Here is a 13,978-nt window from a genome sequence, read left to right as displayed (position 1 = left end):
ATGATTCATTCACTAAACTAAAAGATATAGATAATAAAGCATATCTGTTGGAAAGGATAGGTGCAGGTGAAATAGTTAATGGTGTTTTTCATTTAAACATTGCTGGAGCATTATTCTTCGCCGAGGATGTCAACAAATTTTTATCTCATGAAATCAAGATGGTGAGATTTAAAGGAATCACTAAATTCGATGCAATTGATCGGTTAAATTTTAAAGGTTCGCTTCTAATGGGAATCAAAGAATTTGAAAGATTTTTTAAAAAAAATACAAATTCTGGATTTATCATTGATGGAATGAATCGTATTAATATTGACGAATATCCAATAAAAGCAATTCGTGAAGGTTTCATCAATGCCCTTGCACACAGAAACTATGAAAGGTCATCAAGTTTTATAGAATTCTACATATTCGATGACCGCATTGAAATAATAAATCCCGGAAAGTTAAAATATCCATTAACTATTGAAGACATAAAAAATGATGAAGGAATTGGTCATAGAAATGAGAGAATATGTGACATATTATATAAGACTAATTATATGGAACATATTGGTAGAGGAATTTCTCAAATGATTGGTGAGATGAAGAAATCTGGTTTGGAAGAACCAGAATTTAGTGAAGGAAATGATTCATTTAAAGTAATGTTTAAAGGAAATGGTGGAAAGATATCTCATTATGAAAATAATGAAAATGTTATTAATTTAAAAGATTTGGGATTAAATCAACGTCAAATTGTTATCTTAACTGAAATTATAAACAATAATGTTTCCATGACATATGATGATCATATTAAGATGTTCAATACATCAAAACCAACTGCTGAGAGAGATTTTAGAAAATTGGCTAAACTCAATCTGGTTAAAAAGAGTATAGTGAATAGGAAAGTTCAATTCTCATCACCAGATTATTAAAATATGATGGACTTCATCAATTTTTGATGGACTTTTTGATGGACTTTTTGATCAAAGAATCAATTAATTATTTACTATAGTTTTTACAATCATTCTCATTTAATAGATTGTATTTTTAATATAATTGGTAGTTAACTGACTTTGATGGACTTTATTCATCCAATGTAAGTTTTCTACAAATCTTTATTGTGTTATTGTTAAAAGAGATTATTGTATCTAAACAAAATATTATTTTTTTAAAACATGAATTTCTTGAAAAGTCAACTCCATCACATCATCAAATTTTTGAACTAAAACATGTGTAGCATCATCATATTCCACAATATTATACTTATTGCCTGAAAGATTAATGTAAATTCTTAATTCAGATTGATCCACTTTGTAAGACTTTGATAAAATATACTTTGCATGAGGTTTATATGTGTAATTAGTATAATATTCACTTAATTGGTTTGTTTTATAGCAAAAATCTTTAAATTCAAGATATTCATACTTATTTTCTTTCCATGATTCTAACATTAATTCTTTTTTATTTTTTTCATTCAAATCAAGGAAATAATTTATTTTTTTATCAAAATCAATATTTGAAGTAGTTTTTAAATAATCTACTGGTTTTAAAATAACATAAAAGCTATATTTCAAACCTAAATAATCATAACATTCTCTTAATTTGGAAACTATTAATTCTTTTAAACTGTACAGATTATTTTCATAAGTTGAATCATATTCAAATATGAATTCTATGTCTTTCCACAATTCTTCTGGAAAATTTTTTATATGATAATCAAGTAATGGAGCAATTTTGATAATAATTTCAGATATGATGTAATCTTTGATAAAATTATTATTTGCAACATCAACAAAGTCATTTTTATTTTTTAAAGTGACATCAGATATTCTTTTATGTTTGTCGATTTCAATATAGTCAAAAATTTCGATTTCAGTGAATCCCATGTTTTTAAGGAGTTCATAATTTAATCTGACATCTGCATATGTGTTTAATTTAGGGATTTTGGGTACCCTTACTCTAATTTTATCTGCTCCAACAGTTTCAAGCAAATATTTTAAATTAGATAAAAATAAATCATAACTCCCTTTAGTGTATAATTCATACCTTGTTTTATCCATATCCTTTGTATCCACTATAAAATAATCAATACAATGAATTATATTTTCTATAGATTCTTTTTTAACATTGAGTGATGTTTCAAGTGTGAATTTCCAACCAGTTTTCGTATATTTTAATAAACTCCTTGATAAAAGTAGAATATAACAATGGTTCACCACCACCGAAAACTAAGTCCCCTTCAGTTGCAAGAAAATAAAGATTATCAAGTTTTACTTCTTCATATAATTCATCAATAGAATATTTTTTAGGTTCAACTGAACCATCCCATGTGAATGGATTAAAACAATAAGCGCATCTTAAAGGGCATCCCATACAACCAATTAACGTTGAAACTCCATCACATTCAGAGTTTATTCTTAATCTTGAGATTTTTGAAATATTAACATTATGCATAATTATCATTTTCTTTTAATGTGAAGATATTTTTAATATTAATTTTTTCACCAGATTCGTGTTTTTTAATTAGTTCATTTTCAAGATACTCTAGTTCTGCTTCACATTTAGGACAAGTTCCTAAGCATTCTCCTTCAAAAGTCTATTTTTCAATATGAAAATCAATATTATTCTCATCTGCGATTTTTTGTCTGAGTCCATTTAATAAATCGCATTTTTCTTTTTCTTTCATTTTAATCACAAAGTTTTATCTGCAACTATATATGGTAATTGTTATTAATTTGTTATTATAAATATTTTATTAAAGGTGATTCAAATGGAATTTTTAGATGAAATAATAGATTTATTAAATTCGGGTGAATTTCAAAAAATAATAGATAGTATTGGTGATTTTTTAGATGAAAATCCAGCATATAAAACTATAGATTATCATCATTTTGCAAATCCTCTTGAAGAAATGTTATTTGATAATTATCTTGGAAATTTTGAATCAATTAAAACACTGGACTTAGATAAACCATTAGAAGATATTTATACTATATATTCAATAGCATATATGAATTTGGGACAAATAAATGAAGCAGAAAAGTATTTAAAAATAGCTAATCAAATTAATCCAGTATCTGCCCCAATATTAATTAGACTATGTGAATTCTATCAATCCAAACATGAAGAATAAAAGTTAAAAGATTTATGCTGTGATATTTTCAAATATACTTATGATGTTGACATATTAACTTCAAGTTATTTCAAGCTTGCAGATTATTTATATCACACAAATCAGAATATGGAATTATATAATCATCTGTTTAATTTCTTCGTATTCTTAAAATCTGGTGAAGAACAAAAACCCGTTAAAGAGGATATTATATACTTTAGACAAAATAATATTCAAGTTGGTGTTAATCCTAAAATAATTCAACTATTAATGTATTTAATAGCACTTTACAGCCAAAATAATATGTTAAGCAGTTCAGGATACTTTAAAAATATTTTAGATGAAGTTTCTAAATTTAATAATTATTTAAATCATCTTGTTGATGATGAAATAGATGAACAAAATGTGGTTGAATTAAAAAATGAAATGGGGGTTGATAATTCACGATTAGAGGAATTAACAAAAGAAGAAATAACTCCAATAATGCAAATTGAATTTTTAAACATGTTAAAAGAGTCCAGATTATATATGCCGGTTAGTTATAGTAAAAATATGTTTGAGGGTATTGAAAGTGCAAAAGTAGGTGATGTGATTGGACCTACTGTCCAAATTGTGTTTAATATTGAATTTTTAACTGATGATAAAGGAAATAAAGCAGTTCCTTTATTTACTAGTGATGAAATGATGGAAGCTGCAGATTTTAGAAGTTCAACATATGTATTATATATGGGTGATTTGGCAGATATGTTAAAACAAACTGATAGATATTCTTTAATTGCAATTAATCCATTTACAGATTATAATATTAATGTGCCTATGGAAACTTTTTTAAGTTTATTTAATGACGAAAATGAAGTTATTGATATAAGAAATGATGAAATAAGAGAATTGTTACGTCAAGATTCTTTATCAGAAGACAAATTAAATGAATTTGGTGAAAAATTATTAACTTCAATAATGATTACTGGTTGTGTTGATGCTGATGGTACAAATTTTGTTTTAATATGGGATGACGATAATAAATCGCATTTGCCTTTATTCACAGACATTGATGAGTTTAAAAAGATTTTTAATAATTATGAAAGAGATATTTATCCCCAAGCATATCAATTTAAAGACCTGGTAAATGTTGCAAATGAAAATATTGTAATAAATCCCGCATCCGAATCAATAATATTGAATCCAGAAATGTTTAAAAGCTAATATGGATATTTCAAGAAATATTCCACATATAAAAAAAATATCTGGAGGGAATATATGAATGATAAATACATGGGGAAAAGAAGAAATTACAAAGTTAAATTATGAATTTAGACAAGATGGAATATATGATAAAAAAACTTCAAAAAAGTTAAAATTAAAATTTCTTGAATATAATCAGGGACTATCAATGAATTTTGGTTTTTCAAGACATAATATTAACATTGATTTTGAAAAAAAGATAATGGAAGGCTGTATAAATAAAAATATGACGAATAAAGATATTGAAATAGTATTTGAATTACTTGAAAAATATCATATTTATCAATTAAATAGTGGAAAATATTGGAAAAAATTAACTTATCATTCGTCATCGTATTTTGATGGATATGAATGGAGTCTTTATCTAGTCTTTGAAAGAGATAAATATTTGCGGATTTTTAATGGTAATGATTATCCAGATATTTTCACGCATTTAGCTCAGGAGATCATTGATTTAACAGGAAAAGATATTTTAAATGTAAATTCTATCGATGAAAAAGATTTTAAATTATATAAAAAATATGGGGATGAAATATTAAATGAATAAATGGATGATGCCATAAATAATAAAATTTTAGTATGGATTATAACTTGAGATTAATAAAAAATTAAGATAAAACTTTGAAAATGTGATTTCAATGGAAAGAATTGAAGATTCTTTAACAATATGTAAATTATTATTTAAATCAAGAAAATATGTGGAATTGATTAAATATTGTGATGAATTATTGGAAAAATACTCTGAAAATGGAGTCTGTAAAATTTTATAGGCTTATTTGATTTTTATGTGTTTTTTCTGTCCAATTTTCCATTTGGTAGTCTAAAAATGTCAGGATTCCGTTTTTAGTTTTGTATAATTTTTTTATTTTTTCTGGGTTGGTTTGTCTGTAGTAATTTTCGACTTTGTTCAATGTTTTTTTCAATATTTTCATCATCTAAGTGTTGTATGTGTCTGTGGAAGTGATTAATGATGTGTTTTCTTATGGAATCTTTTAATACTTCTGGTATGGCCATGTAATTTTGTAAGTATTGTTTAAATTGTCCTATTGCTTCTTTTGTTGAGTTTTGTCTGAAACAGTTTTTTAATTCTTACGTATTTTCATAGATATGTTCTCTTTGTTTTGTGTTAATCTTGTTTCTTCTGCAGTAGACTTTTAATTTGTGATTTATTGTTTAAAATAAATGTAATGTGCATAATTGATGATTTACTCCTATTTCATCGGCTAAATTGCTATACATTGGAAATAAATCTGTTGTTAAGCAAATAAATGGTTTATTTTTCGTTGAATCTAAGATAAATTTTTTAGTATTTTTTAGTATTCTGCGACATACTATTCGTTCTAAGATTGGAACATTAAGTATAGTATCAAATAATGTTAATCTGTAATGTCTGACTCCATTAAGTCTTAAAAATTGCTCATCATATACATAATAGCCAGAATATTCAAATTCTTCGTTGTTGATTGTTTCCTTGTGATTTTTATTGGACCAATTCTTGATTGTTTGATGAGATACACGGATTCCAAGGAATATTTCAAAGTATTTACTTATTTTACGAAGTGATTGATATCTAATTTTCATTATTTCAGGTATTTTATCCATTATTTCTTGTAAAAATTGTTTATTTTTTCCAATTAATGGATTATTGTATATTCCGAATTTTTTTCCACATTTTTTGCATTAATATTGCTGTTCTTTGAATTCTGTAGTTTTTCCATTGATATTTTGTTTGTTTTTTGTTATTGTGCCTTTTTTGATAATTTTATGAGCTCCACAAACTGGACAAATTGGATTAACATGTGAAAATATATTATTTTCGTCTAAAAATAGTTTTTGATTAGTATTTTCAATATTTGGGCTTTTGTTAAGCCTTTCTGAAATGATTTTTTCATGATCAATTTTTTCTTCAGAAAAATCAAAAAGTTTAAGTTGTATGAAGGTTAAATTACTATTGAGGACAAATTTGTTTTGTTTGGTCATAAAACATTATTTGTTCTCACTTATTTAAGTAATTTACTATTTTTAAATCAATATTTTTTAAATTAAAGCAAAATTAGAACGAATTTTCATCGAGGTGAAGTTTCAATTGTAAAAAAAATTAATTTGAAAAAAGCCTATAAAATTTTACAGACTCATGAAAATCAAATAATAAATTTCAAGGATTATGGAGCGAACAGCAGTCGTACCCGTTCAGTTACAATTGGTGTTAGAAGAGATTTAATTGATAAAGTACATCCTTTAGATTTATTTCCAGATAAAGAAGAACCCAAAACTCTTATTGAAGTCATTGGTAATTTATCTAGTCTGAATGAAATGGGAGAAATTGATCCTTCTGACATATATCATCATTTTAAGCCCTATAGAGAAGATATGAGAGCATGGATTCATGATATTTCCGAAGGTGAATCTGCATTTGATAATGAAGACATTAATAAAAGACCCCATAAAATTGTTGATGGAGAAATTGTTGTTCATAATAACAAACATGGTGATAAATATACAAGACAATGTTGGGATAAAGTTGGTCCTTGTGTGCATACTTATATGGCTAATCTAGCGAGTCAAAATACAGTCCATCCAGTTGATGATAGAGCATTTTCAATACATGAATTATTATTATTAATGAATATTCCTAATAATTTTAAATGGTCTGAAATAAGTGAAGAAGAATTAAATAATTTACCATTAGAAGAAAAACAACAATTTTTAAAGGAAAATGAAGCAAATATAAGAGAATGTATTGGGGAAGCTGTTCCAACTATAATAATGCAAAAAATTGCAAAGAATATTAAAAAAGTATTGATAACTGGAAAAAAATCTCAAAAAAAAGGACAAACACGTTTAATCTAATGGACTAAATTTTCATTCAAAATATTAATTTTATTTCCAGTTCATTTAATTATTCTTCCAATAGGAAACTGTATTTTCACATATCTTTCTAAATAAAATAAATAGCTTCCTTTAGCAGTATCTGGAATTTTATTCTGCAGTTCTGATGCAGATGAAGTTAATTTATATTTAGTATAATCACTGTTTGCAACATACCCTATTTTTTTATCTTCAACATATACTGCAATTGCATCCTTATCAAATTCATTATCAGGTTCCTTGACAAGTTTCAAAGGTAAACCTGGATTAAATTGCACATCATTTTTATAATAGTTTATTCCAGTTATTGTAAATAGTTCTGATTTATCATATTTTTTTAATGTTTCAATGTTTCTTTTGAATTTTCTTTCATAGCCAATATAGAAATTTATTGAGTCCCATAATCGTAGATATTGATTAATATCTTCTTCACTATTTTCTCCGGGAAGTGCTTTCATTGCTTTAATGCATTTTTGTTTTGCTTCTTCAAGTTTATTGGATCCGTCGGGAATATCTTTTGACTCTTCAAGTAATTTATGTGCCCATCTAAATAACATTCTTGCCTTGTTGTCATAAACCATATTTCTTTTGGATAATTCCAGTGATTTATTGTAGCAATTTTCTGATGTTGCATACATTTTCAAGCCTTCAAGAATAATAGCTTTCTTATTCCAGTTTTCAGCATGTCTATCATCAAAATCTAATGCCTGATTGATTTTGTAAATTGCATCATCATAGTTTTCATCAAGATATAAATCCCATGCTTGTTTACCTAATCTGTCTGCCCTGCTTTCAACAGGAGGATTATATGTTTCATCTTCATCTTCTGAAGTAATGTAACTACCACTGGCACCACAGCCATGACATATGTCTCCTTCATCAACCCAACTTCCACAATTCGGACAAATCCCCATATTTAATCACATCCATAGATATTTCATCAAACTTTGGTTATCCCAAACAGTTTATAATATATTCATCATCATAATTATACATTGTTATTAAATAGGTTATATACACAAAATATAAAATACCTATAAGAAACTTTAATAAGGGAATAAATAAGATAGTGAGTATGGTGATAAAATATGGATTTTCCTGCCGTGGATGAAAACTGGTACTGTGAAGACTGTGATTTAAATTTTGAATATTGTGATAAACCTGATTTTCTTTTCTGTCCGAACTGTGGCAAAGTTTTAAAAAATGATATGTATCAATATAATTTAGATGGACTTATAGATTCTTTAAATAATCTGGGTAAAAGCATATGTGAAAATTGTGGTGAAGAATTTGACAAAGAATATAATTTCTGCCCATTATGTTCGGAAAAATTAAAAAAAGAAACCATACCATTTGATATTGAAAAAGACAACTCCGTTACTGTTGACTGGAATGGTGAAAAGGCATTGGTATATGACAAATGTGTTTATTTATCAAATCCTCATTTTGCAGTAGGCCGTATTATTAAATGCATATCATCTAAAAATTACACTGATGAGAAACTGGAATGTGACTTTAAAAGAATTGATGAAACTCTTCCCGAGAAACTTACTTATGATGAAGCATATTCCATATATGAATTAAATGGTTGGGGAAACCTTGTTCATATAGAAGAGTTCATATCCAAACTTAGTCAAGACATTTTAGAAAGTGACCAGTTTAAACCAAACGAAAAGATAAATTATATTGAAAATGAAAGATTCAATAGGATTTTAAAACTCCGAGAAGACCTGTATGTTAAATTAATGATTATAGAAAGTGGAATTAATTATTAATCTAAATTTTTAAATAATTCATTTCCTTTTTCAGTTAATCTGTATAATCTTCTTTTTTTGAGTCTGTAAAATTTTATAGGCTTTTTTCAAATTAATTTTTTTTTACAGTTGAAACTTCACCTTGATGAAAAATTCGTTCTAATTTTGCTTTAATTTAGAAAATATTGATTTAAAAATAGTAAATTACTTAAATAAGTGAGGACAAATAATGTTTTATGACCAAACAAAACAAATTTGCCCCCAATGGTAATTTAAACTTCATACAACTTAAACTTTTTGATTTTTCTGAAGAAAAAAATTGATTATGAAAAAATCATTTCAGAAAGGCTTAATAAAAGCCCAAATATTGAAAATACTAATCAAAAACTATTTTTAGACGAAAATAATATATTTTCATATGTTAATCCAATTTGTCAAGTTTGTGGAGCTCATAAAATTATCAAAAAAGGCACAATAACAAAAAACAAACAAAATATCAATGGAAAAACTACAGAATTCAAAGAACAGCAATATCAATGCAAAAAATGTGGAAAAAAAAATTCGGAATATACAATAATCCATTAATTGGAAAAAATAAACAATTTTTACAAGAAATAATGGATAAAATACCTGGAATAATAAAAATTGGATATCAATCACTTCGTAAAATAAGTAAATACTTTGAAATATTCCTTGGAATCCGTGTATCTCATCAAACAATCAAGAATTGGTCCAATAAAAATCACAAGGAAACAATCAACAACGAAGAATTTGAATATTCTGGCTATTATGTATATGATGAGCAATTTTTAAGACTTAATGGAGTCAAACATTACAGATTAACATTATTTGATGCTATACTTAATGTTCCAGTCTCAGAACGAATAGTACGTCGCAGAATACTAAAAAATACTAAAAAATTTATCTTAGATTCAACGAAAAATAAACCATTTATTTGCTTAACAACAGATTTATTTCCAATTTATCGCAATGTAGTCGATGAAATGGGTGTAAATCATCAATTATGCATATTTCATTTATTTCAAACAATAAATTACAAATTAAAAGGCTACTGCAGAAGAAACAAGATTAACAAAAAACAAAGAGAACATATCTATGAAAATGCGCAAGAATTAAAAAACTGTTTCAGACAAAATTCAACAAAAGAAGCAATAGGGCAATTCAAACAATATTTACAAAATTACATGGCCATACCAGTAGTATTAAAAGATTTTATAAGAAAACATATCATTAATCACTTTTACAGATACGTACAACACTTAGATGATGAAAATATTGAAAAAACATCGAACAAAATCGAAAATTACTACAGACAAACCAACCCAGAAAAAATAAAGAAAATATACAAAACTAAAAACGGAATTCTAACATTTTTAGACTACCAAATGGAAAATTGGACAGAAAAACACATAAAAATCAAATACACCTATAAAATTTTACAGACTCCATTTAATTATAACAATATTTTGAGAAATAGATATAGAAAAATAAATAAAAATTTAATAATATTATTTACAAAATACTTTTAATTAAACATATCTAATTTGAATTTTCAATCAAGGATAGTTATTATTTGTTTTAGAATAGGAGTTAAGGTGGAAAAATGAAATATTTGTCAAAAATAGAATGGGAATTCCTTCAAGAAGAAAAAGAAATCAGTTTTATTGAAGAAACAAATTTGGATTTGTTTGAAGTCACCAAAATCTATTTAAAAAGAAACGAAAAATATGAAATCTTATTGGGTATCATAGGTAAAGTAAACCAACATGACTCTGAAGAAATAAAAAAGCTTAATCAACCAGTAGATATACATATTAAAACAAAATTTCATACATATAATCTTTTTTCATGCCATATAATTAAAGATACTATGACTTATCCTCAAAATGAATATAATGTTGTTTTTAAAGTTCAAAATGTTGAAAGAAACATTAATAAATATTCTGATAATGAAGAATATTTTATTAAAGAATGGTATCTTAATAGCACACAGGATAGTCTTATTTTTAAAAGAGGCACTAGTTTCAATATAAAAAAAGAGTTTATTAAAACAAGAGATATTTCTAAAAATTCTGAATTAAATATTTTAGAGGAATCAATGCCAGATTCTATTTTAGATTCCTTATTTTTAGAATTGAATGACTATTCTATTTTATTACAGGAAGTTCCTCAAAAGTTTGGTCCGGATTGGTCTAAAAATTTAGGAATTGAATATCAAAAAGAGTTAAACATTCCCCCGCAAGATATTAGGAAAAAAATTGTTGAAATAATCTCATTTTTATTGGGAAGGTTTTTAATTAAAATAGGTGAAACACATTATGACAAAGATTGGAATATAATTAATGATTCATGTCAATCCCCACTGATTCCTATTCAAATTGATTTAAAACAAATTTGTAAAAAAAGTGATCGGAGTTGTATTGATTTTTATGAGGGTTTTCCATTACCTATAGTGGAGAAGAGAATTTGTTATATTATTAACAATTATTTAAATGAAGATAAAATAGATTTATCATATGTGATTCATCAATTATTATTATCAATGATTGTGCCTGTTGAAGCAGAAATTGTCATGATTGGAGCTTGTTTAGATAAATTATCTGAAATTTGGTTTAAATCATCAAAATCAAAGAGTAATGGTGAATTAATAGAAAAGAAAAAATTTGATGAATTAATCGAAGAATATGTTGATAATCTTAAAAATTCATTTAAAGATTATCCCAAAGTTTTTATAAAAATTGAAAATGCATTTCAAGCAAGTGGTAAACAAAAAGTTGATTTTTTCCTAGAAGAATTAGAATTGGAAACTGGGGATGTTGAAAAAGATGCAAGATTCTATAGAAATAAACCTGCACATGGCCATTTATTAGATGATGAAGGTTTATTTAAGTTAATGTATTTAACTGATGCATATAGAACATTATTGAATAGAATAATTCTTAAAATATTGAATTATGAAGTGTATATAGATTTAACTTCTGGAAATATACTATCAATTGATGAAAAATTATCTGAAGAAAATTATGAAAATTATGTAAAAATGGTTAAAGAACATTTGAATAATGATTCCACTTAAATTTTATTCATTGAATTAAAGTAAAAACAGTTGAAGAAGTACAGTAAGTAATTATATTGGGTATAATGCCATTGATATTCTCTGTAATTCAAAATATTCAAATTATTAATTAAATTTTTTTAAGACTTTTTAACTTTTTTTACTATCCTTTTTTTTCACACAGTCACAGTTTCAAAGGTTTTAGTTTTGATAAAATCATTTTTAGTTTATGTATTTCTTTATTGGTTACGAGTTAATTAACAAATATTTTTTTAATTTCAGTTATTTCTCTTTTAACATAAATTGAATTACTAAATAGATTCCTAAAGCTGCACTGAATACAAATCCTATCAGTCCCAATATTGAAACATCAAATAGTTTAGGTCCCTTATCTGAAATGATGGCCAGTGATGACCCGATAATTAGTGCAGATAAAATAAGTGAAATTGACAGCTGGTTCATGATTTCACTGATTGATTCGTGCTTAAGTTTCACGCTTAAATTACCTTCTTCAAGTTTTGAAAGCATATTGTTAAGTGTTGTTGGCAAATCTTTAGCTAAGTGTTCTATTTGCAGCATGTAATTGGAGCTTACTTTTGCTAATCTGTTAGGGCTGTATTTTTGAAACATTATTTTTCTGGATAATTTTTTCAGTTCAGTCATGGCATTAAATTCAGGGTCCAATTTCATTCCTGTATCTTCAATTAAAGCCATTCCACGCCCAATCATTACAAATTCTCTTGGTAATTGGATGTTATGTTTAATCATTACCTTTAGAAGTTGCTGTACTCCTCCGTGCATGTCTTTCAGGTCTGCACCGTAATATTTGTTCATTATGTCATTTACATCGGCTTTTAATTCAGGAGTGTTTTGTGCAGGTGTTAATATGTCCATGTAAATTAGCTGGTTGATAATATTGTCTACATTTCTGCTTAATAGCAATAATATTAACTCTGCAAGTTCTTCTCTGAAATCATCATCTAAAATACCCATCATTCCTTCATCAATGTAACATAAGACATTGTTTTCCATTATCATCATATTTCCAGGATGGGGGTCGGCATGGAAAAATCCGTCAATCATTATTTGTTTAAAATAAGATTTCACTCCTCTTTTAGCAATTAATTTTTTATTATATTCCGGATAATCGTGAACCATTACTTCAGAAACTTCTTTTCCTTTTATTAATTCCATTGTAATGATTTTTTCACTGCAGTACTCCGAATAAGCAGCAGGTATATGGATGTAGTGCACGGCTCTGAAATTATGCGCCAAATTTTTCATATTGATTAGTTCTTCATGGTAATCAATTTCTTTGAATATTGAGCGTTCAAATTCTGTTAAAATAGATGGAATATTATAAACTTTAGTCTGGTTTATGTATTTTCCGATTTTATCAGATAAAAATTTCATAATCTTTAAATCTGATTCAATAGTTTCACGAACATGAGGTTTTTGAACTTTAATGGCTACTTCTTTGTTGTTTTCAAGAAGTATTCCTTTATGGACCTGCCCGATTGAAGCTGAACCTAAAGGCTTTTCGTCAATTTCTTTGTAGATTTCATTTATTGGCTTTCCAAGTTCTTTTTCAATAACTTCTTTTATTTCATTAAATGGTGTGGTGGGAGTGTTGTCTCTTAAGGATTCCAGTTCCTTTGCTATTTCCACTCCAATTAAATCAGGTCTGGTACTTAACATCTGACCTAATTTAATATATGTTGGTCCTAATTCTTCCAGCACATCTTTTATTCTTTTTGGAATAGATTCATCAGGTAATTCTTTATATTTGCCTCTTTTAGTATCTTTTAAAAAAGGAAAATTCTTAAAGAAGGTATTTTCTTCGATAAGGTAACCGAAATCATTTTTTTTAAGAACTTTATATATTTCTTCTACCCTTTTTATAGAATCATTTTTTGTGTTGGAAATTATTTTCATATTTTTGTAATT

The 13,978-nt window shown here is 26.3% G+C and carries 12 protein-coding genes and 2 pseudogenes (1 of these 14 only partly in view); 9 read left to right on the top strand and 5 right to left on the bottom strand.

All coding sequences use genetic code 11. The features are described 5' to 3' along the window. On the top strand, nt 1-911 hold the 3' portion of the coding sequence (locus tag MSM_RS02685) for an ATP-binding protein (protein ID WP_011953964.1). The gene continues 544 nt to the left of window position 1, outside the view; 911 of the gene's 1,455 nt are visible here — the last part of the coding sequence; the start codon falls outside the window, past its left edge; its stop codon occupies nt 909-911. A 228-nt stretch (nt 912-1,139) separates the two neighbouring features. Here the strand turns inward: MSM_RS02685 and MSM_RS09350 are convergent, their stop codons facing one another. Further along, complete coding sequence (locus MSM_RS09350) at nt 1,140-2,039, bottom strand: hypothetical protein (protein ID WP_011953963.1); 900 nt, start codon at nt 2,037-2,039, stop codon at nt 1,140-1,142. Between the two features lie 79 nt (nt 2,040-2,118). Further along, a complete protein-coding gene (locus MSM_RS02670; RefSeq protein ID WP_011953962.1) occupies nt 2,119-2,433 on the bottom strand; it encodes a radical SAM protein in 315 nt (104 codons plus the stop codon). Between the two features lie 316 nt (nt 2,434-2,749). Between MSM_RS02670 and MSM_RS02660 the strand changes: the two genes are divergently transcribed. The 4 genes from MSM_RS02660 to MSM_RS09390 all read left to right on the top strand — a co-directional run bounded on the left by MSM_RS02660 (nt 2,750) and on the right by MSM_RS09390 (nt 5,103). Next, nucleotides 2,750-3,112: a hypothetical protein gene (locus MSM_RS02660; protein WP_011953961.1), complete on the top strand. Its 363-nt coding sequence runs from the start codon at nt 2,750-2,752 to the stop codon at nt 3,110-3,112. Nucleotides 3,113-3,220: 108 nt separating this feature from the next. Continuing rightward, complete coding sequence (locus MSM_RS02655) at nt 3,221-4,294, top strand: SseB family protein (protein ID WP_011953960.1); 1,074 nt, start codon at nt 3,221-3,223, stop codon at nt 4,292-4,294. A gap of 58 nt (nt 4,295-4,352) precedes the next feature. Further along, nucleotides 4,353-4,880 carry a hypothetical protein gene (locus tag MSM_RS02650; protein WP_004036675.1) on the top strand — a complete coding sequence of 176 codons (528 nt, stop codon included), beginning with the start codon at nt 4,353-4,355 and terminating at the stop codon, nt 4,878-4,880. A 91-nt stretch (nt 4,881-4,971) separates the two neighbouring features. Continuing rightward, nucleotides 4,972-5,103, top strand: a complete 132-nt coding sequence (locus MSM_RS09390; RefSeq protein ID WP_019264462.1) for a hypothetical protein — start codon at nt 4,972-4,974, stop codon at nt 5,101-5,103. Here MSM_RS09390 and MSM_RS09045 read toward each other — a convergent pair. Then, nucleotides 5,098-6,313 (bottom strand): annotated as a pseudogene (locus MSM_RS09045) (transposase). The gene MSM_RS09390 and the pseudogene MSM_RS09045 sit on opposite strands and share 6 nt — an antisense overlap. Before the next feature lie 123 nt (nt 6,314-6,436). Here MSM_RS09045 and MSM_RS02630 point away from each other — a divergent pair. Continuing rightward, on the top strand, nt 6,437-7,183 hold the full coding sequence (locus MSM_RS02630) for a DNA cytosine methyltransferase (protein ID WP_011953956.1): 747 nt from the start codon (nt 6,437-6,439) through the stop codon (nt 7,181-7,183). Nucleotides 7,184-7,224: 41 nt separating this feature from the next. On the opposite strand, the gene MSM_RS02625 is transcribed toward MSM_RS02630, so the two are convergent. Continuing rightward, on the bottom strand, nt 7,225-8,115 hold the full coding sequence (locus MSM_RS02625) for an HIRAN domain-containing protein (protein WP_011953955.1): 891 nt from the start codon (nt 8,113-8,115) through the stop codon (nt 7,225-7,227). A gap of 174 nt (nt 8,116-8,289) precedes the next feature. On the opposite strand from MSM_RS02625, the gene MSM_RS02620 reads away from it, so the two are divergent. From MSM_RS02620 to MSM_RS02600, 3 genes and pseudogenes are all read left to right on the top strand, one after another. Then, nucleotides 8,290-8,976 carry a zinc ribbon domain-containing protein gene (locus tag MSM_RS02620; RefSeq protein ID WP_011953954.1) on the top strand — a complete coding sequence of 229 codons (687 nt, stop codon included), beginning with the start codon at nt 8,290-8,292 and terminating at the stop codon, nt 8,974-8,976. A gap of 215 nt (nt 8,977-9,191) precedes the next feature. After that, nucleotides 9,192-10,385 (top strand): annotated as a pseudogene (locus tag MSM_RS09040) (ISNCY-like element ISM1 family transposase); the annotation flags it as partial. Nucleotides 10,386-10,579: 194 nt separating this feature from the next. Continuing rightward, a complete protein-coding gene (locus tag MSM_RS02600) occupies nt 10,580-12,052 on the top strand; it encodes a hypothetical protein (RefSeq protein ID WP_011953951.1) in 1,473 nt (490 codons plus the stop codon). Between the two features lie 261 nt (nt 12,053-12,313). Here the strand turns inward: MSM_RS02600 and MSM_RS02595 are convergent, their stop codons facing one another. After that, nucleotides 12,314-13,966 (bottom strand): ABC1 kinase family protein, encoded by a 1,653-nt coding sequence (locus tag MSM_RS02595; protein WP_011953950.1) that lies wholly within the window; start codon nt 13,964-13,966, stop codon nt 12,314-12,316. Nucleotides 13,967-13,978 lie beyond the last annotated feature (12 nt).

The organism is Methanobrevibacter smithii ATCC 35061 (genome assembly GCF_000016525.1).
Lineage (GTDB): Archaea > Methanobacteriota > Methanobacteria > Methanobacteriales > Methanobacteriaceae > Methanocatella > Methanocatella smithii.
Note: the sequence above shows the minus strand (reverse complement) of the source record. Positions and strands in the feature narration are given on the sequence as shown.

What these genes read in the sequence shown, in the direction of transcription:
- MSM_RS02650 (WP_004036675.1), top strand. Translation starts at nt 4,353, where the DNA reads ATGATAAATACATGGGGAAAAGAAGAAATTACAAAGTTAAATTATGAA.
- MSM_RS02655 (WP_011953960.1), top strand. Translation starts at nt 3,221, where the DNA reads ATGGAATTATATAATCATCTGTTTAATTTCTTCGTATTCTTAAAATCT.
- MSM_RS02625 (WP_011953955.1), bottom strand. Translation starts at nt 8,115, where the DNA reads ATGGGGATTTGTCCGAATTGTGGAAGTTGGGTTGATGAAGGAGACATA.
- MSM_RS02600 (WP_011953951.1), top strand. Translation starts at nt 10,580, where the DNA reads ATGAAATATTTGTCAAAAATAGAATGGGAATTCCTTCAAGAAGAAAAA.
- MSM_RS02620 (WP_011953954.1), top strand. Translation starts at nt 8,290, where the DNA reads ATGGATTTTCCTGCCGTGGATGAAAACTGGTACTGTGAAGACTGTGAT.
- MSM_RS02660 (WP_011953961.1), top strand. Translation starts at nt 2,750, where the DNA reads ATGGAATTTTTAGATGAAATAATAGATTTATTAAATTCGGGTGAATTT.
- MSM_RS09350 (WP_011953963.1), bottom strand. Translation starts at nt 2,039, where the DNA reads ATGGATAAAACAAGGTATGAATTATACACTAAAGGGAGTTATGATTTA.
- MSM_RS09390 (WP_019264462.1), top strand. Translation starts at nt 4,972, where the DNA reads ATGGAAAGAATTGAAGATTCTTTAACAATATGTAAATTATTATTTAAA.
- MSM_RS02670 (WP_011953962.1), bottom strand. Translation starts at nt 2,433, where the DNA reads ATGCATAATGTTAATATTTCAAAAATCTCAAGATTAAGAATAAACTCT.
- MSM_RS02595 (WP_011953950.1), bottom strand. Translation starts at nt 13,966, where the DNA reads ATGAAAATAATTTCCAACACAAAAAATGATTCTATAAAAAGGGTAGAA.